We start from the raw sequence: 22,479 nt of genomic DNA on the forward strand, positions 1-22,479 counted from the left end.
GTCAGAACACTGACAAGCGATAAGCGACATAGCAGGCGGGTCTGACGACCTCAGCCATCCAAGTCACAAACCTCAACCCCTGTGAATTACACAGACCCACCGCTCAGCACGACAGTTGTTTGTGGGCCCATTCCAGAAATACCGAATGCAACCCCTATGGCAATACGACGAACCTTGATCGGCGTCCCCCTGTGGGCTGCCCCTAAAATTCTCCGATTAGGGTGAACCCCATTGGGTGGGCGGCAAAGCGCACGCGCGGCATAGCTGGAAGTCGGAAGCCATTGCACAATGCGGGGTGGGCCATTGAGCAGCCCCACGCAAACCACTGCTCACTCGCTCAATCGACGTATAGCGCGATGCCCAGATGCAGTGGCGACAGCAACAAGCACGAATCCGTTTACACCCACCAAGGGTCATCTTCGACCATTACGTGTGGCCATCCCGATCACACCCATCACCCTACAACGCAATCATCCACACACGGGCAACGGACTTGAACTCACATTCACGTTCGACTACGTACGCAATCTCACTCACAGGAGATCTGGATGGCCAACCCAGTCCGCTTCGCATTCACCCAACCAAGCTCACCGGGCGTCGAGTTCATCATCGAACTGACGGACGAAAACACGATTGCCCATGCACGAAGGATTCTCTCAGGCGAAGAGAAAAACGAGATTCACGTGCATGGACGAATCATCAAGAGGACCCAGCCATACAACCTGAAGTTCTCATTCCATTTGGACCCAGCCACCATCCGGTTCTTCGAGATTGCCATCGAGGTCTGCGACGCGAACATGGTATATGTGGAGGACCATTTGGATGAGGCGGGCGGCGCGTTCCTGCCGGGGGGACACTGGTGCCCGTGGGACTCCAAACTGACGCGTGAGGTGACTTGAGGTAAGAAGGCGGCCGAGTGGCTGCGGTGTGTGCAGTTCACGGCGTCGCGAGGTCCCAGACCAACCGTGCTGATTCCGCAGCCGCCACCCTCAGTTCGCAAGCTTCGCAACGGAGCCCCCGGTCCCCTGTGTCGGCAGGGAAGTTGTCGCCTCGGCGGACCTGCCTCACTCGTGCCTCGCTCACCCGCCTTGACGCACTGCCGAATGTGGCCTTGCAGCAGGCGTGCGAGTCGTTCGGATGACGGCGCTGGCATCGCGCCTTCTCGTAGGCGCGGGCGACGCCAGGCCGTTCACGTAGGTAGTCGCGGAACGCGAGGTGCCGAGAAATCTCCCGAGAGCCGTCGCCATCACATGAAGGTGGACGAGACGCTCTCGAGTTCTCGGATCGTCCTTGGTGCAGTAACGCCGGCCCGGTAGGCCGAGTTCTCCCCACCACGCATGGCTGAGCGCCGCAAGCATGCCCCACGTGGGCAGGTCGACCCGGGAGAACTCCGCGATGAGCCCGCGCGCGAACCTCCGCCGAGGCGCGTCGATGCGCTCGATTCGCATCCCGGGCTCGATTCCCATACGGGCGGCGACACGCCCCCCGCTTGACTCGCGTCACCATCACCTTCCCTCCGTTCGACCGGACGGTGAAGCCGAGGGGCTCCACGGTGACGGACACGGGGGCTGCCGTGAGCGGCCATGCGCAAGTACAGGGGCCTGCCAGAGCGCCTGGCAGGGCGCATCAAGCCTGCTAGGGTTGAGTCATCCTTCACGGAGGTGGCACCGATGTCGATCTACGAAATGACCGTTCCCTGCTTCGCGCAGATGCTGCGCGCGTTGCAAGGTTTCCTGAAGAAGGGGGAGGCGCACGCTCGCGAGCTGGGCTGCGACTCGAAGAACCTGCTCCAGTCGCGACTGGCACCCGACATGTACAATCTGGCCAGCCAGGTGCAGTTCGCCTGTACCCAGGCGCAGGAAGCAGTGCTGCGGCTTGGCCAGCAGCCGCTGTCAGCGCTAGACGTGCCGGCTGACATGGAACAAGCGAACGCTTTGATTGAGCGAACGCTACAACTGCTGTCGAGCGCTGACCGGGCACAGATAGAGGAAGGCGCACAACGCCAACTGTCCATCGAGTTGCCCAATGGCATGGCCTTCGACATGACCGGCAGCGAATACGCGCGGAACTGGGTGACACCGCAGTTCTACTTTCACCTCGTCACGGCCTACAGCATTCTGCGGAACAACGGTGTGCAGCTTGGCAAGGCCGACTACGTCCCGCACATGTTCGCCTACCTGCGCCAGCCAGCGGCCTGAGCCGAGGGCGTCGGCGTTCGATGACAGAAGAGGACTTGGACTCCAACGTCATGATCCCTGGTCCCGACGCAGTCATTGGCTGTCCGCGCTGTGGCGCCCTCCATCGATGCAGGACCCTGGCCTCCGGAAATACGTTCGGCGCCGTGCTCTGGAGTGATGGCTGGTTCGAAGCCCCCATGCGGCCGCTGCCACCCTTGATTGCGCGCTGCCTGGGCTGCCATGCGTTCTTCTGGGTCGCGCGCGCCGTCGAGCTGGGGCACGTGGACCGCCTCACCTCCCAGTGCGATGAGACGCTCACCACCCTCACCCTGGAGAGCACGGGGGCGCGTCGCATCGAGGTCATGCAGCGCCTGCGGAGCGACCTGGGGATGGGACTCCAGGAGGTGAAGCACTTCGTCGCCCAGCTCCCCGCGCGCCTCGGGGAATACGACCACACGGGCAAGGCCCGACACATCGCCGACCGCTTCGAGGAGCTGGGCGCTCGTGTCAGCTCGACGCGCATCGTCACCCGGCCCGATGTGCCCATGCCCCCCAGGGAATGGAACGAAGCCCCCCAGGTACGGGACGTGAGTGAAGCGCTCTTCCTGGATGCGCTCCGCGAGGGACTCGCGACAACCTCCGATGAGGAACGCGAACTGCGACAGTGGGCGTGGTGGATGGGGAACAAGGCTTACCGTCGCGGCGCGCCGTGGGTACCGCTCTCCCAGCGCTCGCCCCAGGTCCGCGACAACGCCGAGGCCCTCATTGCCCTGTGCGCGCTGGACGACGCCGAGCACCGGTGGATGCGCGCGGAGTTGCTACGCGAGCTGGAGCGCTTCGAGGCTGCGCTCGCCCTCCTGGACCTGCCACCGCTCCCAGCGCTCGGGCCAGGCCTGGAGACTCTTCGTAACGCGGCGCGGAGGGCCGACTCACGGCTCCTCCGGCTTCCGCCAGGGTCGGCGGAGTAGGTAGGCTGCGAGGCGTCGGCGTCCAGCCCAACACCACGCATCCATCAGATAGCGCTCATGAAGCTCGACAAGCCCGAAAACCTGTTCGCTGCCATCGAGCAGTGCAATGTCTTCGCGGTGGAGGACCTGCTGGCAAAAGGGGCCGACCCAGATGAAGTCGACCTCCACGGCTATCAGGCCACGCCGTTGGCGTATGCCTGCAGTCACGGTGACGAGGCTGCCGTGCGCGCGCTGCTGGACGCGAAGGCCGCCCCGAATGCAGCGGCCTTCCAGCCGCCACTGGTCGCGGCCACTGCGCATGGCTTTGCCGCTCTTGTGAGCTTGCTGGTGAAGGCCGGCGCGGATGTGAACGCGGGGGACGAAACCGGTGCCAGCGCGCTGTGGACGGCCGCCGCGAATGGCTTTGCCGACATCGCGCGATGCCTGGTGGAAGCTGGCGCGGATCGCGAGCAGGCGGACAATGCCGGCAAGTTGCCCTCCATCGTGGCGTTGGAGAATGGTCATGCCGCGCTGTCGAACTACCTGAGCGATCCGGCGAGCTACCCGGCCACGCATTCCTTCTGGCGCGGCAGCAAGAAGCGCGCGCGGCAGGCGGCCGAGGCACGGCGCGCACAGGTTGTCGACAGGGCCACGGGCAAGGACGTCCGTGGCGGTGCCGCTGCTGAACCCGAATGGACGTTCTCCGGTGGCATTGCCCGCAGCCAGTGGGCGACCCAGGACTTTCCTTCGGTGGCCGCTGCCGGCAACCTCGAACTGGTGGGGCGGATGCTGGACGCCGGCCTTGACCCCGACTGGACCCAGTTCAAGGGCAACCCGACGGCGCTGATGCTGGCCGCGCGCAGTGGCGAACTGGGAGCGGTGGACCTCCTGCTCACACGCGGAGCCAAGGTGAACCACCGCACGGACAAGGGACTCACCGCGCTGCACATGGCGCTGTTCAAACCGTCGGCACGCGTGCACGGCCCCATCATTCGCAGCCTCTTGGCCGCGGGTGCCGATCCCAACGTCCCCGACGATGAAGGACAACGACCGTTACAGCGAGCGCTGGCGCACGCGATGCCGACGCTCGTGCAGGCATTGATCGAAGCCGGTGCCGACCCGTTCATTCGCGACCGCGCCGGCCGCATGCCCGCCGACTGGGCGCCAACCGATGGCAAGCACGCCGATGCCATCCGCAAGTTGCTGGAGACGGCGCGCAAGGGACGGACGGACGACTGAACGACCGCACCCATCCCCTATCCCACGATGGAGCCAGGGGGATTTGCCGGATGGGCCGTCTGCAACATGCAGCGAAGGTTGCTCACTGCGCCAGCCTTGCGGAATTCACGCTGCTTCGACGCGCGCGCCAACGGGACGCGCGTCGCCTTGGCCAACGTCCTTCTACCAGCACCATGGGCGACGTCTGTCGTCGCCATGGTGTGCGGGGCTAGCGAGCCGGGACGCGCAGGACCAGGTCGTGCGGCGGCAGGTAGAGCGGCTCGGCAGGCATTGCTCGTCCTTCGTTGTCCTGCCCCCACGTCACCACGGTGCCATCGGCGAGGAAGGCCTGGCTGGCGTTGCTCGTGACGGCAATGCCTACCACGTCCCTCACGTCGGAGGACGGGGCGATGGCGCTTTCGCCCCAGGCCACGACGGTGCCATCCGCCTTCAACGCCAGGACGAAGGAATCGCCTCCCTCGATGGCCACGACCTCCGTGAGGTCGGCGGGGACACTCAGGTCCGAGGGAAGGTCACCGCCCCACGCCACCACGGTGCCATCCGCCTGAAGGGCGAAGGCGGTCCTTCGCGACGTAGCCACGCTCACCACGTCGGTGAGCCCCGCCGGAATCGGGTGGATGTCGGCCAGGGAGGGCTCACCCCAGACGGAGACGTGATTGGAAGCAAGGACACCCACGCCCCAATGCTCCCCGTAGGCGGCGGTCTTCTGGGGCACCACCCACACGGAGGTGGTGGTGTGTCGCCGCCAGGGCACACCCGGCGTCACGACGATGTCGTGCTCGCCCGGAGCGACGTGGTGCGCCACCCGCGCCACCACCTGCGTGTCGGACCAGGAGATGAAGTCGGTGACGGCTTCTCCTCCCACCGTGACGGTGAAGGGGCCGCGCTCGGCGCCGAAGCCTGAGCCCGTCAAGGTCAGGTGTCCCCCCTGGACCGCCAGCTTGGGCGCGGAGACCTCGAGCGCGCCCAGCCGCGACAGGGACAGGCTGACCGGCTGGGGCTCGCCCTCGCGCACGTCCAGCGCGGCCTCCGCCTTCGCGTAGTTCGCCTTGCTGGCCGCCAGGGTGTGGCGCCCCTGGGGCACGCCCTCGAGGACGAAGCGCCCCTGGGCATCCGTCGTCGCGGTGGCGCCATGGCCGGAGAGCGACACGGTGACACCCTCGTGGTGGCTTTCGCCTTCGAGCTGGATGGTGCCCGTCACCACGCCGGGCCTGCGCCGCAGCGTGATGTTGACCACCGTGGTCTCCTGATTCCGCACCACCACGCTCCGCTCTTGAATCTCATAGCCCGTCCAATAGGCGGACAGCGTGTACGTCCCCACGATGAGGCCACCGAAGGAGAAGCGGCCCTGGGCGTCCGTCAACACGGAGGTGTTGCTCTCCACCAGCGCCACCGAAATGCCCGATGTGGTGTTGGCGTCCTCCAGCAGGACCACGCCCGAGATGTGCCCGCGAGCGCGGGACAGCGTCAGGCTGACCTGGGCCTGCTCGCCGACGCGAACCTCCACGGTGCGTTGGGCCGTGGCGAAGCCGTCCTTCTGGGCCTCCAAGGTGTAGGAGCCCGTGGGGATGCCGGTGAGGGAGAACTGGCCCGCGGTGTTCGTGCGCGTGCTGAAGGCCGTCCCCGCCAGGGTGACGTTGATGTCCACCGGCGAGATCCCGCCTTCGAGCTGGATGACACCGGCCACGTTGCCCCGCTCGCGCGTCAGCGAGAGCGAGATGTTGGCCGACTGGTTCTCCTGCACCTGGACGGACTCGCGCGCCACGGCATAGCCGCTCGACCGCGCTTCCACCGTGTACGTGCCCGCGGCCACGTTGTTGAAGGTGAAGCTGCCCTGGCCGTTCGTGGTCGTGGTGGCCCCCGTCTCCGCCAGCGTGACGGTGATTCCGCCGTGGCTGCTCGCGCCCTCGAGCAGGGCCGTGCCCACCACGCGGCCCTGGGCCCGTACCAGCGTGAAGGCGACCGTGGCCGCAGCGCCCGTGCGCACCGTGACGGATTGCTGCACCACCGCGTAGCCCTCCTTTTGGGCGGTCAGGGTGTAGGTGCCCAGCGGAAGCCCGGTGAAGGAGAACTGGCCTTGCGCGTTCGTCGTCGTGTTGGCGCCCGTCTGCGTCACGGTGATGGTGACGCCCGAGGGGGTGGCTCCGTCCGACAGCTGGACGGTGCCCGCCACGTCCCCGCGAACGAGCAACAATGTCAGGTTGACCTGGCTCGGCTGGTTCGCGCGGACCTCCACGGTCTGCTGAGCGTCCACATAGTTCTCCCGCCGCACTCGCAGGGTGTACGTGCCCGTCATCACGTTCTGGATGTTGAACTGCCCCTCGGCATTCGTGGTCGCGGTGAGGGACGCTTCCACCAGGGTGACGACGGCGCCGGCGTGGTTGCTCGAGCCTTCGAGCTGGATGACGCCGGTCACGCTGCTCCGCTCGCGCGACAGGGAGAGGTTGACCAGGGTTGAGCCCGTGCCCCGCACGTCCACCGTCTGCTGCGTCGCCAGGTAGTTCGTCTTCTGGAGCGCCACCGTGTAGGTGCCCTGGGCCAGGTCGGAGAAGGTGAAGAGCCCCGTCGCGTCCGTGGTCGTGTTGGCGCCCGTCTCCACCAGGGTGACGGTGACGCCCGAGGCATCCAGGACGCCCTCCACCTGGACATTCCCGAGGATTGAGCCCCGTCCTCGCGCGAGGTCGAGCCTCACGGAGGCCGTTGCTCCCGCGGTGACCGTGACGGACTGTCGGGCCTCCGAGTAGCCGGACATCCTCGCCACCACGATGTGCGTGCCCGAGGCGACGTTCTCCAAGACGAAGCGGCCGTCAGTGGCCGTGGTGGCGCTCACTGAAGCGCCTTCCACGGAGACGCTGATGCCCGCGTGGGACGAGGCACCCTCCAGGATGGCCTGGCCTTCGATGCGCCCGCTCTGCGTCCCCGAATCGGGCTGAGTCCCCGCGTCGGAGGGGGTCGTGGAGGTCGAGGAACAGGCGGAGAGGGCCAGCAGGAGGGCCCAGAGCCAGGAAGGACGAATGAGGCGCATGGGGTGTGCCACTCGGAGGAACCGGGAATGGGAAGGACTGCCAGTGAACGGCGAAGCTCCTGACGGTACATGGATTCTACGATTCCGTGGAATGGAGTGGCCGCAGAAGGCGTGTGGTGGGGGCGCGCCTGCCCCGCGACGGCCTTTCACCCTGGCGCGCTCAGGTCGCCCTGGGCGCCGTGGAACTCGGACACGATGAAGCACAGGCGATTGGCAGCGGCAACGGTACGAGGCCCCTTCTTCGGCACGCTCCTTCCAGGCCCCGCCTGCGCACGCCCCCGCATTCCTGATATGCGACTGTGTCGTCCGCTCCCGCCATGCCCCAGCTTCTGGTCCTCCCCGACGGCCGCCGTCTCCCTTTGGACAAGCCCGTCATTTCCGTGGGCTCCGACGCCACCTGTGACGCCGTGCTCCTTGCGCCCGGCGTGAAGCCGAGCCACGCGCTGCTGTTCCGCGACGCGCGAGGCTGGAGCGTGTCCCCGGCGGGCAAGGGCTGCGACATCAAAGTGCGAGGGCGGCGCGTGGACCTGGCGCCCCTGGAGCCCGGGGACCGCTTCCGCGTGGGCACGGTGGAGCTGGAGCTCATCGAAGCGGTGGACTCCGTCGCGGGTGATGCGGCGGAGGTGGCCCCCCGGCGACAGGACGGCCGGCTGGTGGCGGTGATGGCGGAGCTGTCCTCGCGGCTGCTGGTGCAGCGCCCTCCCCTGGAGCTGCTGGAGGTGGCGATGCGGGGGCTCGCCGGCGTGGTGGGCGCGGACGTGGGCTTCCTCGTCGCCGCGGACTCTCGGGAGGGACCTCGGCGCGTGCTGTGTTCCACGGGCGCTAGACCTGACGCGGCGGTGGTGGACAGCCTGGTGGACCGGGTGCTGACCTCGGGTGCCCCGGTGCGGGTGGCCGACGTAGAGGCGGACGCGGCGCTGGCCCGGGCGCCCAGCATGGAAGCACTGCGGCTGGGCTCCGCGCTGGTGGTGCCGCTGCGCGTGGAGCCGGTGCCGCTGTCCGTGGTGTACCTGGGACGGAGGTTGGGTGCTCCGGCCTTTTCTGCGGTGGCGCTGGAGGAGGCCATGGCGCTCTCCGCGCTGACGGCGCTGCTCCTGTCGACCCGGCGCGAGTTGACGGAGCTGCGCGCGCAGGTGGAGGGCCTCACCCGCCGCATCGAAGCCGCGACGTTCGAGGGGCTCATCGGCGAATCCCCTTCGATGCGCGCCCTGTACCGGCAGGTGGAGCGACTGGGGCCCACGCCGCTCAACGTCCTCGTCACAGGCGAGACAGGGACGGGCAAGGAGCTGGTGGCGCGGGCACTCCACCGGCGCAGTGGCCGGCGCGGCCGGCTGGTGGCCATCAACTGCGCGGCGCTGCCAGAGAGCCTCATCGAGCGCGAACTGTTCGGCCATGCGCGTGGCGCGTTCACCGGCGCGGGCACGGAGCGGGCGGGACTGGTGGAAGCGGCCGACGGTGGCACCCTCTTCCTGGATGAGATTGGGGACATGCCGCTGTCGCTCCAGACGCGTTTGCTGCGCGTGGTACAGGAGCGCGAGGTCACCCGCCTGGGCGAACACCAGCCGCGCAAGGTGGACGTGCGCGTGGTGTCCGCGACCCATGTGGCGCTGGAGGAAGCGGTGCGGCGAGGCACCTTCCGCGCGGACCTGCGCTTCCGGCTGGAAGAGGTGCGTGTGGACGTGCCGCCGCTGAGAGCGCGTGGCGAGGACGTGCTGCTCATCGCCCACCATGTGCTGACGCAAGAGGGGCGCAAGGCGCGAGGCTTCACGCAGAAGGCCACGGAGGCACTGCGGGGGCACCCCTTCCCTGGCAACGTACGAGAGCTGGCGTCGCGCGTGCGCCGCGCGGCGGTGTTGGCGACGGACGAGTTGTTGCGCCCCGAGGACCTGGAGCTGGGCGGCGACGCAGCGCCCATGATTCCCCTGGAGGAGGCGCGGGAGGCGTTCGTCCAGCGCTACGTGCGGGAGGCCATTGCCCGCTGCGGCGGCAGCAAGAAGGACGCGGCGGCGGCGCTGGGCATCGGGCTTCGCTCACTGTTTCGCTACCTCGGCGAAGGGGACTGACAGGCCGCCTCCTCTGGAGGGCTTGCCCGCGTGCCAGTCCTGGCACGTTTCCCCCGGCGACAGGTGCTCGGAGGGCCAGGGGCGTCATGCAACCCCGTGGAATCGGGGCGATTCGATGTCTCGCGAGGCTTGGGCACGCACGTTGCTCTGGTGTTGCCCATCGCACGCAGGCGGAGAGCCGCCACGGTGCAGATGAACCTGACGGAGACGACGATGAAGCATGTGGTGATGGGATTGTTCCTGGCGCTGACGGTCATGGGCTGCGGCAGCACGAAGGACGATGACGGCGAGGGGCCCGACGGCAACCCCAACGAGCAGAGCGCGGGGCTGTGCAGCGCGAGCAAGGCATGTCCCTCCGGGCAGTTCTGCTTCAACGGCCTGTGTGCCCTCGGCTGTCAGTCGAACGGGGACTGCGCGGCGGACCAGTACTGCGACCTCGAGGACACGGGCATGGCCGTCTCCTTTTGCAAGAACAAGAAGGTGCCGACCTGCAGCTCCAACAGCCAGTGCCTGAGCAACCAGGTCTGCATCGAGGGCCTGTGCAGCCTGGCGCCTCCGGCCAACCCGCCCTCGTGCAACCCGAACACCAGCGACTTCAAGGACGGCTGCGACACCTATGCGGTGTGCCTGGATGCAGCGGACGAGGGCTCGCAGCAGCCGTACTGCGCCAGCTTCGCGCCCTGCCCCGAGGATGGCGTGTGCCCCACGGGCCTGGGCGGCGCGGTGTGCAACGACGGCTACCTGCCCAACAAGGGCCGCTTCTGCATGCAGGGGCTCTGCAGTGACAACTCGAACTGCCCCTCGGCGTGGAGCTGCGTGAAGCCCTTCTCCGGCGCGGTCCTCGGCTTCTGCAGCCCGGGTGCCTTCGGCTTCCCGTGCGCGGAGAACAGCCACTGCAAGAGCGGCCAGTGCTTCGGCGCGCCGGGCGTCATGGGCACCTGCATGTAGCTGGCGAAGACGGCCCCGTGTTCCCCGTCGGGGAGCACGGGGCCTCTGGCGTCGTTGGGGGGTGCTCTCCGAGCCTCCCTCCGCCTAGAGTCGCCCGGGCCTTGGTGATGCGCCGACTCCTCCTGCTCTCGTTGTTGCCCGCGCTGGTGCTGCTCGTCGCGCCGGGCTGTCCGCTCGACATCCGAATCCGCTGTGACGAACCCGACGGCTGTCCCCAGGGGCAGGTCTGCGTGCGAGGTGACTGCGAGCCCGTGGACACGGTGCGGATTGGGGATGCCTGCGGCGAGGATGCGGACTGCGGGCCGGGGCGCACCTGTGGCACGGGCTTTCCGGGCGGGTATTGCCTGCTGGCGTGCTCCGACGCGGCGCCCTGCCCGGCAGGAAGCGTGTGCGCGCCGGGGCTGGGGAAGTGCCTGCGAACCTGTGGCGAAGCCTGTACTCGGCCAGGCTACGGATGTGGGCACGTGCCCGACGCGTCCGGCCCCCTGAGTGCATGTGTGCCGGTGACGACGTCGACGGATGGGGGCTGCACAGGCTCGGGATGCGAGGTGCCGGATGCCGGCTGTACGGGCTCGGGATGCGAGGCGCCGGATGCCGGCTGTACGGGCTCGGGATGCGGGACGCCGGACGCCGGATGCGCGAGCACGGTGGAGGTGGGAGGAGCGTGCACGCGGCCATGCGAATGCGCGGATGCAGCGGCGGCCTGTGTCGGCGGGACGTGCACGCTGACGTGCTCGACGGACTTCACGTGTCGCGACGGGCGACGGTGCTCCACCAGTTCGACCTGTGTCGTGGGGGCTCGGATTGGAGAGCCGTGCAGGGACACATTCGAGTGCTCCGAGTTCGCCGGTTGCCCCAGGGAGCGAATGCGGTGCGAGGAGAAGTGCAACCCGGAGAGCAACCACTGCGAGGCGGGCTACCAATGTGCTCCGGACGGGCTGTGCGTGCAGGAGTGCTCGGGTACCCCGGTCTCGGTGGGGGAGGAATGCGAGAACTCGCTGGACTGCGCGCCCTGTAGCGTGTGCCTGCCATCGGGGGCGGCGCTGCGGTGCCGGCAGCCGTGCCGGCTGGACCGGGACTGCCCCGGAGGGGCGACGGGCGCCTGCGAGCAGGTGGGGAACACGAAGGCCTGTCGGCTGTCGCTGTAATCTACCAAGTTGCTCGCGGGAGCGCGCTCCCGGAGAATGCCCGGGTGATGACGGGTGAAGTGCTTGCGGGCCGCTACCGACTCGAGCGGGAGTTGGGGCGTGGGGGAATGGCCACGGTCTTCCTGGCCACGGACGTGCGGCTGTCGCGCCCCGTAGCGCTGAAGCGGATGCACCCGGGAGGCGGCACCGGCCGCGCGGAGCGCTTCCGGCGGGAGGCCGAGCTGGCCGCCTCGCTCCATCATCCCAACGTCCTGGAGGTCCACGACTACGGCGAGGATGAGGCCCATGGCCCGTTCCTCGTCTGCGAGTGGGTGCGGGGCGAGGACCTCCGCGCGCTGGCGGGGAGGCTCTCGCCGGTGCCGCCCGAGGCGGTGATGGTGTTGGGCTGGGAGCTCGCCCGGGCGCTGGCGGCGGCGCACGCACGCGGCATCGTCCACCGCGACGTGAAGCCCGACAACGTGCTGGTGGCGGAAGGCGGGCCGCTGAAGCTGGCGGACTTTGGACTCGCCGCGCTGGAGGACCAGGAGCGCCTCACGAGTACCGGGGCGGTGACGGGCTCGTTGCCATACATGGCGCCCGAGCGCATCGACACAGGTGCGTACTCCCCTGCCTCGGATGTGTACGCGGTGGGTGTCATCCTGTTCGAGCTGTGCTCGGGCACCACGCCGCACGCGGGCAAGGGCGCGGCGCATCTGGCCGCGTCGGTGATGACGAAGGATGCGCCACCGCTGACGGAGGTGGTGCCGGGCACGCCCGAGCCCTTGTCAGCGCTGGTCGCGCGGTGTCTGGCGAGGGATGCACGGGACAGACCGCGCGACGGGGCCGCGCTGGCGTTGGCGTTGGAGGAGCTGCTCCTACGAGAGGTCGGCCCGCCTGCCGACGTGGCGCGGGAGTTCTTGGGAGACCCGGTGGCCCGCACCAGTCGATGGCGCCGGGCTCGCTTCGAGCGGTTGCTGGAGGAAGGGCGCGGACTGCTGGCGCGCGGCGAGGGGGCGCGGGCCGCGAAGGTCCTCAACGCCGCGCTGTCGCTGGAGCCGACATCCGCCGAGGTGGTGGCGCTGTTGCGTCAGCGGCCGAGGCGTTCCGCGTGGAGGGCTGGCGCCGTGGGCGCCGGGCTCGTGCTCTGCGCGACCGCGGGCTGGTGGATGAGGCCGGGCCAGGGCGTCGAAGGCGTGAAGACACCGCGTGGCGCGGAGCCCTCGTCAGGGCAGGCCTCCCCCAGAACGGCATCCGTTGACGGCACCTCCACTGGTGAACGCCTTCATTCGCCCACGCCCCCCGGTCAGGAGAAGCCTGCCCCGGGGACGGAACCCGGCATGTTGGACGCTTCGCGGGAACCGGAGCCTCCGGCTGGAAGTGACACCACGAATCTGGCCGGGGCCTTCGCGCCGACAGAGCGCGCGGCGGACGGTGCCGGGACGAAGCGGGCTCGGCCCTCCGTTTCGACCGGGCGTTCGGGGGGAATGGATTCGGCGAAGCGGGCCGTATCGCCCCTGCCGACAGGACACTCGGCGGGAGCCGAGTCCACAGGGGCCGCGCGGGCCTTGGTGCCGGCGCCAGGGCCAGACGTGGAAACCACCCTCCCCGCGCGTCCCGCCATGTTGAAGGTGACGGCGCGCCCGTGGGCGGAGGTGTTCGTGAACGGCGAGAGCCACGGCTACACACCTCGTGTGCGTGAGCTCTCGTTGCCAGCGGGGACCTACCGGCTGCGCTTCGTCAACCCGCTGTGCGACGAGGTCGAGCAGGAGGTGACGCTCGCGCCGGGGGAGACCGTGACGCGCAACGTGGTGTTGTCACCGCGCAAGGCAGAGGTGCGCATCCACGCTCCCGTGGGCGCGCGGCTCTTCGTGGACGGCCGGGAGGTGGGCGTCGCCCCCCTGTCTGGTCCGGTGATGGTCGAACATGGACGACACACGGTGACGGCACGCCGCGTGGGTGAACCGCCCTTGGTGCGAGAGGTGGATGTGGTCGCCGGTCGTCGTCTCGAAGTGGCGCTGGACGTGACGCCATGATGGGCGCGGCCTTGATGCTGATGGTGCTCGCGGCGTCCCCGCTCGACAGCGCGCGCGGTGCCTACCAATCCGGCGAGCTGCCCAAGGCCCGCGCCGAGCTGGAGTCGCTGCTCTATCCGCTGCGGCTCGACGGTGCGGCGTTGGAAGCAGAAGCGCACCTGCTGCTCGCGGCCACCTATCACGCACAGGAGGAGCTGGCCCGCGCGGAGGACGAGGTGGTGCGAGGGCTGGCCGTTCACGGCGACTCGGCGCTGGACCCGCTGCTGTATCCACCGGACTTCCTTGCATTCGTCGAGCGCGCGCGAGCCCAACACCAGACACGCATCGGGGAGCTGCGCGCCGAGCGGAGTCCGCGGCTGTTTCCGGCGCCCTCCCCCATCGTCGAGCCCATCCGCAAAGACGAGGTACCCACCTCGCCGGCGCTGACCCGTGCCTGGTATCTGGCGCCCCTGGGCGTGGGGCACTTCAAGCACGGGCGCTCGGGGATGGGCACGGTGATGGCGGTGACGCAGGGGTTGGGACTCGCAGCGGCGGGAGTCTCCCTGGGGACCGCGCTCTCGCTGCGCGGGCCGGACGGCCGATATAGCGCAAGCGACGCGGGGACGGCGCGGACGCTCAACGTGACATACCTGGTGGGAGCCTATGCCTTCGCGGTGGCCTATGCGTATGGTGTCCTGGATGGGTTGGTGTTGACGCCCGCTCCGTCAGTTCGCCCAGCTCCTTGAGGGATGGGCGGGCTTCACGTTTCGGGGTTGCCGTACAACCTGGAGTCCAAACGAGCTTGCACATGCACCCGATTCGTTCAGCGAAGATGGCGGTGGTGGGCTGTGGTCTCATGGGAAGCGCACTGGCGCGAGCCTTCGCCTTGGCGGGCCACGACGTCGCGGTCTGGAACAGGACTCCCAGCAAGGCCACCGCCGTCGGTGGTGGAACCCGTGCCTTCGACAGCCTCGTCGAGGCCGTCTCGGGACGCGAGCTCGTCGTCGTCTCCCTCTCCAACTACGCCGCCGCCGCCGCGGTGCTCTCGGAGAAGGGCGTCGCGGAGGCACTGACTGGAGCGACGCTCGTGCAGCTCACCAGCGGCTCACCCGCGGACGCGCGCGAGGGGCTGGCGTGGGCCCAGGCCCACGGCGTGGACTACCTGGATGCCGCGATCCTCGCGTACCCGAGCTTCGTCGCCACCGAGTACGCGACCGTCTATTACGCGGGGTCGCGCGGCACCTTCGACCGGCACGTCGAGACGCTCCAGGCGATTGCCAAGAACTCCGTGTACGTCGACGAGAAGATTGGCGCTGCCGCGACGCTCGACTGCGCGATTCTCGAGGCCTATTACGGCGGCTCCCTGGCGTTCCTGCACGCGGCGGCCATGTGCAAGGCGGAAGGCCTGGACCCGAAGGCATTCTTCGCCCAGAAGAACTCCTTCCTCGGCCTGATTTCCGTCACCGCCGACGCCGCGCAGGGCATGGTCGAGCAGAATGACTTCTCAGGCGACCAGTGCAGTCTCAACACCCACGTCGCCGTAATCGAACACATCGTCCGGCTGAGCCAGGACGCCCGCATCAGCGCACGCTTCCCGAAGGAACTGCTCGACAACTACAAGCGAGCCGTCAGCGCGGGGCTGGGGGACCAGGAGCTGCCGGCCGTGTTCCGAACCCTGCTCCAGGACTGACGCTCACGACTCCGCACAGGCCACGAGGACCGCCCGCCAGCGCGGGCGGCCCCTGAGAAAGCTCCAACGCAGACTGCTGCTCCAACAGCCTCCGGTCTCATCGAGCGCGTGGGGCGGGCTCGAACAGGACGAGGTCGAAACGGGAGGAAGTGCCCGACACTCCAAGCACTTCCTCCGGAAGCGCCCCCCACTCGATGCCTGATTAGAACAGGTCGTGCGCGGGCCAGGCGCTGACGCCGTTCACGACGCTCCACATGAGGCTGTCGAGGTTGATGTCGGGCGTGCCCGAGCCGGAGCTGTTGTTGGAGTTGGTCATGACGGACCAGGTGAACTCCTCGGAGCGGCTGGGCCCATAGCGGTCATCGGTCCGCACCAACAGGGCCCGGGTGCCCGGGATGTAGCCACCGTGCCACCAGTTGGGGATGCTGTTCACCGACCAGCCCTTGGCGTAGTTGACGGAGTTGCCCAAGGTGTCGAGCGCCGTCGTGCGTGTGGTCATCGTGGTGAGTGAGCCCGCGCTCAGCAGGTCCGGAACGGTGGAGAACCCATCCGCTCGCACGGCGACGCGCAGCAAGTCAATGGGCGTGGCAACCCAGCCGCCGTGCGCATCCATGCGACGCACCGGCATGCCGTACGGGCTGAAGGCACCCGCGCCAAGCTGGTAGTAGACGGGCTCGTTCGTCAGACGCGCGCCCAACGTATCGCCCCCGACGGCGAAGCTGGTGGCGCCGCTGGGCGTGAACACGTTGGTGCGCATATAGGCGTCATAGGTCATGCCCGTGACCCGCTCGATGATGCGGCCGAGGACGCTGTAGCCGAAGTTCGAATACTGGTACGTCGTCCCAGGCGCGAACTCGAGCGGCACGTTCTGCAACACCCATTGGATGAGCTGGGCGTGCGTCATGCCCGTGTTCATGAACATGGGGTCGCCCGTGCCGTCGGCGCCGTCGTTGTCCCATGCGCCCGCGGTGTGCTCGAGTAGGTGCTGGACCGTGATGTTCAGGACGCGGCTGTCCGCGTAGGTGTTCTGCGCGCCGAACGTCTCCCCGAGCAATCCGCCCCTGCCGAAGACGCGGTCCGTCAGACGAATCTGGCCGCTTTCAATCAGCCGCATGATGCCGATGGAGGTCATCGGCTTGGACACACTGGCGACGCGGAAGCGGTGGGAGGTGTTGACCGGGGTGTTGTTGGTTCGGTCGGCCAGGCCATACCCCTTGGCGAACACGAGGCGCCCGTGGCGGGTGATGGCCAGCGACAGGCCGACGGTGTTCGTGCTGGCCATCGCCTGCTGGACGGTGTCGTCAATGTGCTGCAGGTCGGCCGCGCTGAACGTCAGGTTCTGCCAAATCAGGGCGAACTCGGGCTGGCTCCCATTGTTGTGCGCCGCCACCAGGACGGGGCGATATCCCTGGTTCTTGAGGTCCGTCACGGCCTGTTGATACGCGGCGGCGGAGAGTCCATGACGCGCGGCGGTCGGAATCCCCGATGAAACCTGGAAGATGGCCGCGTACCGGTCCGTGCCGCCCACGTTGTAGCTGCTGACCTTCGCGAGCTGGTAACCCTGGGTCGCGTTGGTATTGAACGTGGACTGGTACTGGGACGCGGTCAGCCCGTGGTAGGCCCGCCAGGCCGGGCCGCTCGTCTGCTCCCAGATGGCCGCGTAGCGCTCCGCGCCACCGGACGTGTAGCCACTCACGTGCACGAGCCGGTAGCCCTGCCCCGCCCAGGTGTTGAACTCCGCCTGGTACTGGGACGCGCTCAGGTCATGGCGGGCCACCCACGCGGCACCACTGTCCACGTGGAAGATAGCCGCGAAGTAGGCGACGCCTCCGACGCTGTACCCGTTGACCACCACCGGGCGGTATCCCTGCGCATTCTGATTGACGACGGTGGTCTGATACTGCGCTGAAGTCAGCCCGTGGAAGGCCCGCCAGGCCGGGCCGCTCGTCTGCTCCCAGATGGCCGCGTAACGGGCACTGCCCCCCTCTTCGTAGCCGCTGACATAGGAGAGACGATAACCCTGCCCCACCCACGTATTGAACTCCGTCTGATATTGGGCGTTGGTGAGCCCGTGGCGGGCAATCCAAGCATCATATGGACCGGCCAGTGCCTGGGACTCGGCGCTAGAAGTGTCGCGGGACTCTTCCTCTGGCACCCCGCATCCCACGAGGGACACGACCAGCACTGACAGGACTGTCAGTAGCGGCCTCATGCTGAAAGGTTTCATGCTCGAGAACTCCTGCTTGACGTTGGTACCGCCAACAGGAAACGAATCCAGCGCGCATTTCCCCTCAGCCGCGGACAGCAAAAAAAGAGCCCCCTGCACACCTCCTGCTTTCCTCAGGGCCATGAACGACAGGGGTCGGCTCAGCGAAAGCCCCTGGTTCGGCAGAAGCGCGACCACCTGCATCCCGGACGCGAGGCCCATGGACGGCGCGCCCTCTGCGCGGTGAGCGCCCTGCCCGTGCGTCAGGTCAGCGCCGCCGTCCGCCGCCGCCCGGCCGTCTTCCATTCCGGGGTGCCTTGCCGTGATGGCCCCGGTGCCCCCCAGGTCTGGGGGCGCCGCGCTCCCGGTCCTGTCGCGGGACTGGACGCTCACGGGTGGCCTCGGCGATCTCATCCGGCATCCAGGGCCGGTCGAGCAGTTCCTGGAGCTCGAGGAGCGAGCGAGCCTCGAGCACGCCCCTCCGGCCCCGGGCCACGCTGAAGCGCTGGGGGCGGTCGAGCAGCGGCAGCTCCTCTTGCACCAGCGTGCGCGCGAGCTTCTCCGGCAGGTGCAGCCGCACCACGCCTCGCGGGGCTCCGTCCGACAGTCTCTCCACGTCGTATTCGAGCGGCACCGCCTGCTCGCGCACCTCCACGGCGTCCGGGAGCGCCAGGAGCGCCTGACGCGTCGCGGGCGGCACGAGCGCGTCCAGTTCGAGCCGCAGCGGGCGCGCCTTGAAGTCGTCGAGCGTGTCCACCCCCTCCAACTGCGCCTCGTAGAGCGCGGTCAGCTCCGACAACCCCAGCGGCGCGGTGGTCCCTCCCGAGCGTCGCCACAGCTCGCGCACCTCGGCGATGGCGACCCGGTGCCGGTCCACCGCGGGATGGGGTACTTCACCCTGCGCCAGCGCCTCGGCGAGCGCGTGCCGGGCCGCCTTGGCGAGCTCCGGCCCCCAGGCGCGCAGCACCTCCACTTCCCGTTCGAGCTCGAAGCCAAAATAGTCCACCCGCTTTTCGAGCACGACCGAGCGGAAGCGCACGTCGTACACCGGCGCCGCCGAGTGACGGTGGGCGTAGCGGCGCAGCAGTGATTCGGGAAGCTGGGTCCCCTCGATGCCGGCCTGCGAGTCGCCGTTGCGGTCGGCGAAGTAGCGCAGCGTGCCCGCCACCGCGCCCAGGTTGCCACACACGCTCGTCTTCGACACGCGCGCGACCTCGCCCCAGGCGGTGCGCTCGTCGATGACCAGGTCGAAGGGCATGAAGCGTGCGAGCAGGTCGCAGAAACGCCGGTGGGTGCGCGGGTCCGCGAAGGGCATGCGCGCGGGCAGCGCCAGCCCCACGCTCCGGTACACGCTCGCCATCGCGAGCGCCGCGTCCTCCAGGGCCTTCACCAACACCCCACGCACCTCCGCCCAGGCCGCGAGCTTCTCCGCATGGAAGACGTGGCGCGGCAGCCCCTGCACCTCCCCCACCGTGCCCGCTTCACGGAAGGCCTCGGCGTAGAGGTTGTACGCGGTCAGGTGGTCGCTGCCCGGCACGAGCAGTCCGTCCAGGTTCCGCTCCTCGCGCGTCATCCTGTGCAGCGACTCCACCGAGCTGCACACCGCGAGCAACGGCAGCAGCGCCTCCTCCGCGTTGACGATGAGCTCCGCCCACGGACGCTCCACGGGCAGGGCCTCCACCGCGCGGCCGTAGTCGGACAGCCGTCCTTCCGCGTCCACGATGCCGCGCGCCTGCAACTTCGCGAGCGCCCGGCGATAGCCATTGCGGTCCAGCGGCACGGGCAAATCCAACTCATCCGCCCGCACGCCCAGGGCCGCGGCGGTGAGCGCCACCCGCTCCGGCTCGCCCGCGAGTTGGAACTCGGGTTCGGTGGGCCTCAGCGAGGCGAAGTGCAGTGGCCGGTCGCTCAGGATGAAGACGCGCCCGCTCTCCACCCGCCCGTGCACGCGCCCCGCCATCTGCAAGAGTTCGTTGTTGCCCAGGTGCACGCGGGTGAGGACATTGCGGCCGCGCTCCACCAGGTTCGTGAAGCGCATGTCGTCGATGACGACCGTGTCCAGCCCCGGCACATTGAGCGCGCTCTGCCCCGCCGCCGTCATCGCGAGCACGAAGGGCCGGGGCGCCGTACCCTCCAGGAAGGGGCGAATGGCACGCAGCGGTTCGCCGCCGTGGTAGTGCGCCGCATGGAGCTCCGGTGCGTTCGCGCGCACGTGGGCCGCCGCCTCCTCCACGCCCGCGCGCGTAGCCAGGAACACGCCCACGCCGCGCCCCTGCTGCTGCACTTCTCGCAGGAAGTCCTCGTCGAGGAATGACAGCGGCTGACAGCGCTCCACCTCCACCCGGGCCGCCTTCTTCGGGTCGAAGGAGGACACCTGGAGCACGTCCGCGCTGTCCAGATAGCGCGCGTAGAAGGCCGGGTCCACGGTGGCGGACAGCCAGATGAAGCGGCAGCCTGCGCGCTTGCCCAGGGCCAGGCACAGCTCCAGCTCGGCGGAGGTCTGGTGGATTTCATCCACGATGAGCGTGTCCTCGCGCCGGATGGCGCCGCCCTGGAACCAGCGCCGCGCGATGCCGGTGGTGACGATGGCCACGTCCGCGAGCGGCGTCTGCGTGGTGGCCTCCCGCTCGCGGTTGACCACCGCCACCCGCAGGGGCCGCCGGCCCACGAGTTCCTCCGCGATGGAGCGGATGGCGAGCGTCTTGCCCGTGCCAGTGCCCGCGACGATGCCAAACCCCTGCCCGCTCCGGGCCAGCTCGCGGAGGCGCTCGCCGTGGTGCTCCTCCAGGTACGTGCGCAGCTCCAACCCGAGCGCCAGCTCGATGGTTTCGCACGCGGCGCGCGTGGGCGCGATGACCACCACCCGCCCGCGCTGGAGCATGACGGCGGAGGAAGCGTCGGGGCGCGGCGGCAGGTATCGGTCGGTGGGCGTACGCACGAAGGCCAGTGATACGCACGAGCGGTGTCCAGGGGAAGCGATTCGCCCGCGCAAGCCCGGCCGAGGGGAGGCAGGCAACCGTGAGCGCCAGGGAATGACGTACCCGGCCATCGGGCTAGCGAGTCCAGCGCCGCCCGGTGAACGTGGCCTGCGGCGCGAGGAAGCCCAGCTCCACGACGCGGTCGTCCGGGCCGAGAGCACCGTACCGTCCAAAGGACGCATGCTCGCGGGAGCCGTCGCCCGCACGCGGGAGCCTGCGTCGCGTTCTCACCCATCAACGAAGCATCACGAGGTGATGGAAGTGAGCGCGACTGGACCTGCTGAAGATTTGCGACCAGGAACCCGGCGCTCCCCCTGGCCGCGGCTCTGCTCCGGACTTATCGCCATCGGGGCTGTCGCCCACCCGAGAACGAGGGGGAATCATGCGTGCATGGTGGCAAGTGGCATGGGTCTGTCTGGCAAGCGCGGGATGCGGTGGGCCTCTTCCAGAAGCATCGCTCGCCGAGGAACACGCCCCCGAGGAGGTCGCCGCGCATTGGGATGCCCCACTCCCGAAGTTGGGGCCCGCCACGCTGTTGAAGGACATCTACCCGCCTCCCCCGGGGCCATTCCCGGACCCGCTGGGTGGTCCGTCGCCAACAGATTTGGTGTCCTTCCGCGGCAAGCTCTTCTTCTCTGCCTTCGACTTCGAGGCGGACCGGGGCGCGCTGTGGCGGAGCGCGGGCACGACAGCGAGCACGGTCCCCGTGAAGCACCTGGACGATTCTCCCGGACGGCTGACCGTCGTCGGCCAGCAGCTCTTCTTCACCGAAGGCTTCATGGAACACGGCGCGGACCTGTGGGTGAGTGATGGCACCACCGCGGGCACGCGTCAGGTGAAGGACCTCGCCCCGGAGGGCGGCACCGCCTCCCTGGCGGACTTCATCGCGGTGGGCAACGAACTCTACTTCTTCCGGTCGGTCCGGCCCACCCTCATCGCCGCCGAGAACCTGGAGCTGTGGCGCAGTGATGGCACCTCGGCAGGCACAGTGCGCGTGAAGGACCTGGGACCGAGGGACACCGTGAACGGGCCCTTTGACCTGGCGAGCGTGGGCAACCGCCTCTTCATGAGCCTCGGGGTGCCCGACACCGGAGTGGAGCTCTGGGTGAGTGACGGCAGCGCCTCCGGAACCCGCCTCGTCAAGGACATCAACCCGGGTGCCGCCTCCTCGTTCCCTCGGAACCTGACGCAAGCGGAGGGAGTGCTCTACTTCTCCGCGGACGACGCCGTGCACGGCCGTGAAGTGTGGCGCAGCGATGGCACGGCCCAGGGCACGGAGCTGGTCGAGGACACCGTTCCCGGCCCCCAGGGCTCGGAAGCGCAAATCTTCGCCCTGTTCAAGGAACGCCTCTACTTCGCCACCTTCACACCGGGCTTCACGGTGACGGAGATTCGCAAGCTCGACCCGGCCCCCTCCTGCCACTCGCGCTCGAATCTCGTCGCGAGCATCCCCAACCCCTACGCCGACCTTCCCTTCGATTTCTTCATCTTCGTCGCCACGTCCACGGCGACCGAGAGAAAGCTCTACTTCACGCTCTTCTACGACATCGGCAGCCCCGCCCCCTTCGACGTCCAGCTGTGGCGGACCGATGCCACCGCCCAGGGAACGAAGCTGCTGTACCAGCCACTCATCGTCTCTCCGGACCTCCGACCGCCCACGCCAGTCCCCACTGATGACGGCCGCGTCGTCTTCTACGCCTTCGATGAAGCGCACGGCCACGAGCTTTGGGTGAGCAACGGACAACCGAGCGGCACCAAGCTCCTGCAGGACATCGTCCCGGGCCCCGCCTCTTCCTATCCGCAGGACCTGCTGCGCGCGGGCGACTTCATCTACTTCACGGCGCTGGATGGGCAACTCGGCCGGGAGATCTGGGTATTGCCCGTGCCGAGGCCTCAGGTCGCGAGTCACTGACGCCTCGCCAACCCATCACACTGGCGGCCTGCCGGTACTCGGAAGGCCGCCCCCGCCCCGTGCGACTGCCTCAGACAACACACCTCACGACGCCGCATTCAAGACACACCACCGCTACCGGCAGGTAATGCAATCGAGTGAGGGGAGTCTCCTAT

The 22,479-nt window shown here is 68.5% G+C and carries 14 protein-coding genes; 11 read left to right on the plus strand and 3 right to left on the minus strand.

Annotation, left to right across the window (positions count from 1 at the left end):
• Positions 1–548: 548 nt before the first annotated feature.
• From FL344_RS03610 to FL344_RS03630, 4 genes are all read left to right on the plus strand, one after another.
• On the plus strand, positions 549–899 hold the full coding sequence (locus FL344_RS03610) for a calmodulin (protein ID WP_141617528.1): 351 nt from the start codon (positions 549–551) through the stop codon (positions 897–899).
• A gap of 771 nt (positions 900–1,670) precedes the next feature.
• Positions 1,671–2,198 carry a DUF1993 family protein gene (locus FL344_RS03620; RefSeq protein WP_141617529.1) on the plus strand — a complete coding sequence of 176 codons (528 nt, stop codon included), beginning with the start codon at positions 1,671–1,673 and terminating at the stop codon, positions 2,196–2,198.
• Positions 2,199–2,341: 143 nt separating this feature from the next.
• Positions 2,342–3,145 (plus strand): ribosomal protein L7/L12, encoded by an 804-nt coding sequence (locus tag FL344_RS03625; RefSeq protein ID WP_194862978.1) that lies wholly within the window; start codon positions 2,342–2,344, stop codon positions 3,143–3,145.
• 57 nt (positions 3,146–3,202) lie between these two features.
• The gene (locus tag FL344_RS03630; protein WP_141617531.1) at positions 3,203–4,363 is read left to right on the plus strand and encodes an ankyrin repeat domain-containing protein; all 1,161 of its coding nucleotides are present in this window, start codon (positions 3,203–3,205) and stop codon (positions 4,361–4,363) included.
• A 208-nt stretch (positions 4,364–4,571) separates the two neighbouring features.
• On the opposite strand, the gene FL344_RS03635 is transcribed toward FL344_RS03630, so the two are convergent.
• Positions 4,572–7,388: a carboxypeptidase regulatory-like domain-containing protein gene (locus FL344_RS03635; RefSeq protein WP_228564757.1), complete on the minus strand. Its 2,817-nt coding sequence runs from the start codon at positions 7,386–7,388 to the stop codon at positions 4,572–4,574.
• Between the two features lie 317 nt (positions 7,389–7,705).
• Here FL344_RS03635 and FL344_RS03640 point away from each other — a divergent pair, with 317 nt between their 5' ends.
• The 6 genes from FL344_RS03640 (at position 7,706) to FL344_RS03665 (ending at position 15,228) form a co-directional block, all read left to right on the plus strand.
• Positions 7,706–9,451, plus strand: coding sequence for a sigma 54-interacting transcriptional regulator (locus tag FL344_RS03640; RefSeq protein ID WP_141617533.1), 1,746 nt, complete (start codon positions 7,706–7,708; stop codon positions 9,449–9,451).
• Between the two features lie 192 nt (positions 9,452–9,643).
• Positions 9,644–10,399 (plus strand): Dickkopf N-terminal cysteine-rich domain-containing protein, encoded by a 756-nt coding sequence (locus FL344_RS03645; protein WP_141617567.1) that lies wholly within the window; start codon positions 9,644–9,646, stop codon positions 10,397–10,399.
• An 866-nt stretch (positions 10,400–11,265) separates the two neighbouring features.
• Positions 11,266–11,547: a hypothetical protein gene (locus FL344_RS03650; RefSeq protein WP_141589434.1), complete on the plus strand. Its 282-nt coding sequence runs from the start codon at positions 11,266–11,268 to the stop codon at positions 11,545–11,547.
• 47 nt (positions 11,548–11,594) lie between these two features.
• Positions 11,595–13,559, plus strand: coding sequence for a serine/threonine-protein kinase (locus FL344_RS03655; RefSeq protein ID WP_228564763.1), 1,965 nt, complete (start codon positions 11,595–11,597; stop codon positions 13,557–13,559).
• Entirely contained in the window at positions 13,556–14,284 is a 729-nt protein-coding gene (locus FL344_RS03660) for a hypothetical protein (protein ID WP_141617535.1), read from the plus strand. Before FL344_RS03655 ends, FL344_RS03660 begins: the two co-directional genes overlap by 4 nt.
• Complete coding sequence (locus FL344_RS03665; RefSeq protein WP_255508169.1) at positions 14,281–15,228, plus strand: NAD(P)-dependent oxidoreductase; 948 nt, start codon at positions 14,281–14,283, stop codon at positions 15,226–15,228. Before FL344_RS03660 ends, FL344_RS03665 begins: the two co-directional genes overlap by 4 nt.
• A 202-nt stretch (positions 15,229–15,430) precedes the next feature.
• Here FL344_RS03665 and FL344_RS03670 read toward each other — a convergent pair whose 3' ends face one another.
• Complete coding sequence (locus FL344_RS03670; protein ID WP_141617537.1) at positions 15,431–17,536, minus strand: serine hydrolase; 2,106 nt, start codon at positions 17,534–17,536, stop codon at positions 15,431–15,433.
• Between the two features lie 166 nt (positions 17,537–17,702).
• Entirely contained in the window at positions 17,703–20,618 is a 2,916-nt protein-coding gene (locus tag FL344_RS03675) for a DEAD/DEAH box helicase (protein ID WP_141617538.1), read from the minus strand.
• Between the two features lie 176 nt (positions 20,619–20,794).
• Between FL344_RS03675 and FL344_RS03680 the strand changes: the two genes are divergently transcribed.
• On the plus strand, positions 20,795–22,324 hold the full coding sequence (locus FL344_RS03680) for an ELWxxDGT repeat protein (RefSeq protein WP_141617539.1): 1,530 nt from the start codon (positions 20,795–20,797) through the stop codon (positions 22,322–22,324).
• The last annotated feature ends 155 nt before the right edge of the window (positions 22,325–22,479 follow it).

Source organism: Myxococcus sp. AB036A, from assembly GCF_006547355.1.
In the GTDB taxonomy this organism is placed as follows: Bacteria; Myxococcota; Myxococcia; order Myxococcales; family Myxococcaceae; genus Myxococcus; species Myxococcus virescens.

Excerpts from the sequence above, each read along its gene's own strand:
- FL344_RS03620 (WP_141617529.1), top strand. The coding sequence starts at position 1,671 with ATGTCGATCTACGAAATGACCGTTCCCTGCTTCGCGCAGATGCTGCGC.
- FL344_RS03650 (WP_141589434.1), top strand. The coding sequence starts at position 11,266 with ATGCGGTGCGAGGAGAAGTGCAACCCGGAGAGCAACCACTGCGAGGCG.
- FL344_RS03645 (WP_141617567.1), top strand. The coding sequence starts at position 9,644 with ATGAACCTGACGGAGACGACGATGAAGCATGTGGTGATGGGATTGTTC.
- FL344_RS03610 (WP_141617528.1), top strand. The coding sequence starts at position 549 with ATGGCCAACCCAGTCCGCTTCGCATTCACCCAACCAAGCTCACCGGGC.
- FL344_RS03635 (WP_228564757.1), bottom strand. The coding sequence starts at position 7,388 with ATGCGCCTCATTCGTCCTTCCTGGCTCTGGGCCCTCCTGCTGGCCCTC.
- FL344_RS03680 (WP_141617539.1), top strand. The coding sequence starts at position 20,795 with ATGCGTGCATGGTGGCAAGTGGCATGGGTCTGTCTGGCAAGCGCGGGA.
- FL344_RS03655 (WP_228564763.1), top strand. The coding sequence starts at position 11,595 with ATGACGGGTGAAGTGCTTGCGGGCCGCTACCGACTCGAGCGGGAGTTG.
- FL344_RS03640 (WP_141617533.1), top strand. The coding sequence starts at position 7,706 with ATGCCCCAGCTTCTGGTCCTCCCCGACGGCCGCCGTCTCCCTTTGGAC.
- FL344_RS03630 (WP_141617531.1), top strand. The coding sequence starts at position 3,203 with ATGAAGCTCGACAAGCCCGAAAACCTGTTCGCTGCCATCGAGCAGTGC.
- FL344_RS03660 (WP_141617535.1), top strand. The coding sequence starts at position 13,556 with ATGATGGGCGCGGCCTTGATGCTGATGGTGCTCGCGGCGTCCCCGCTC.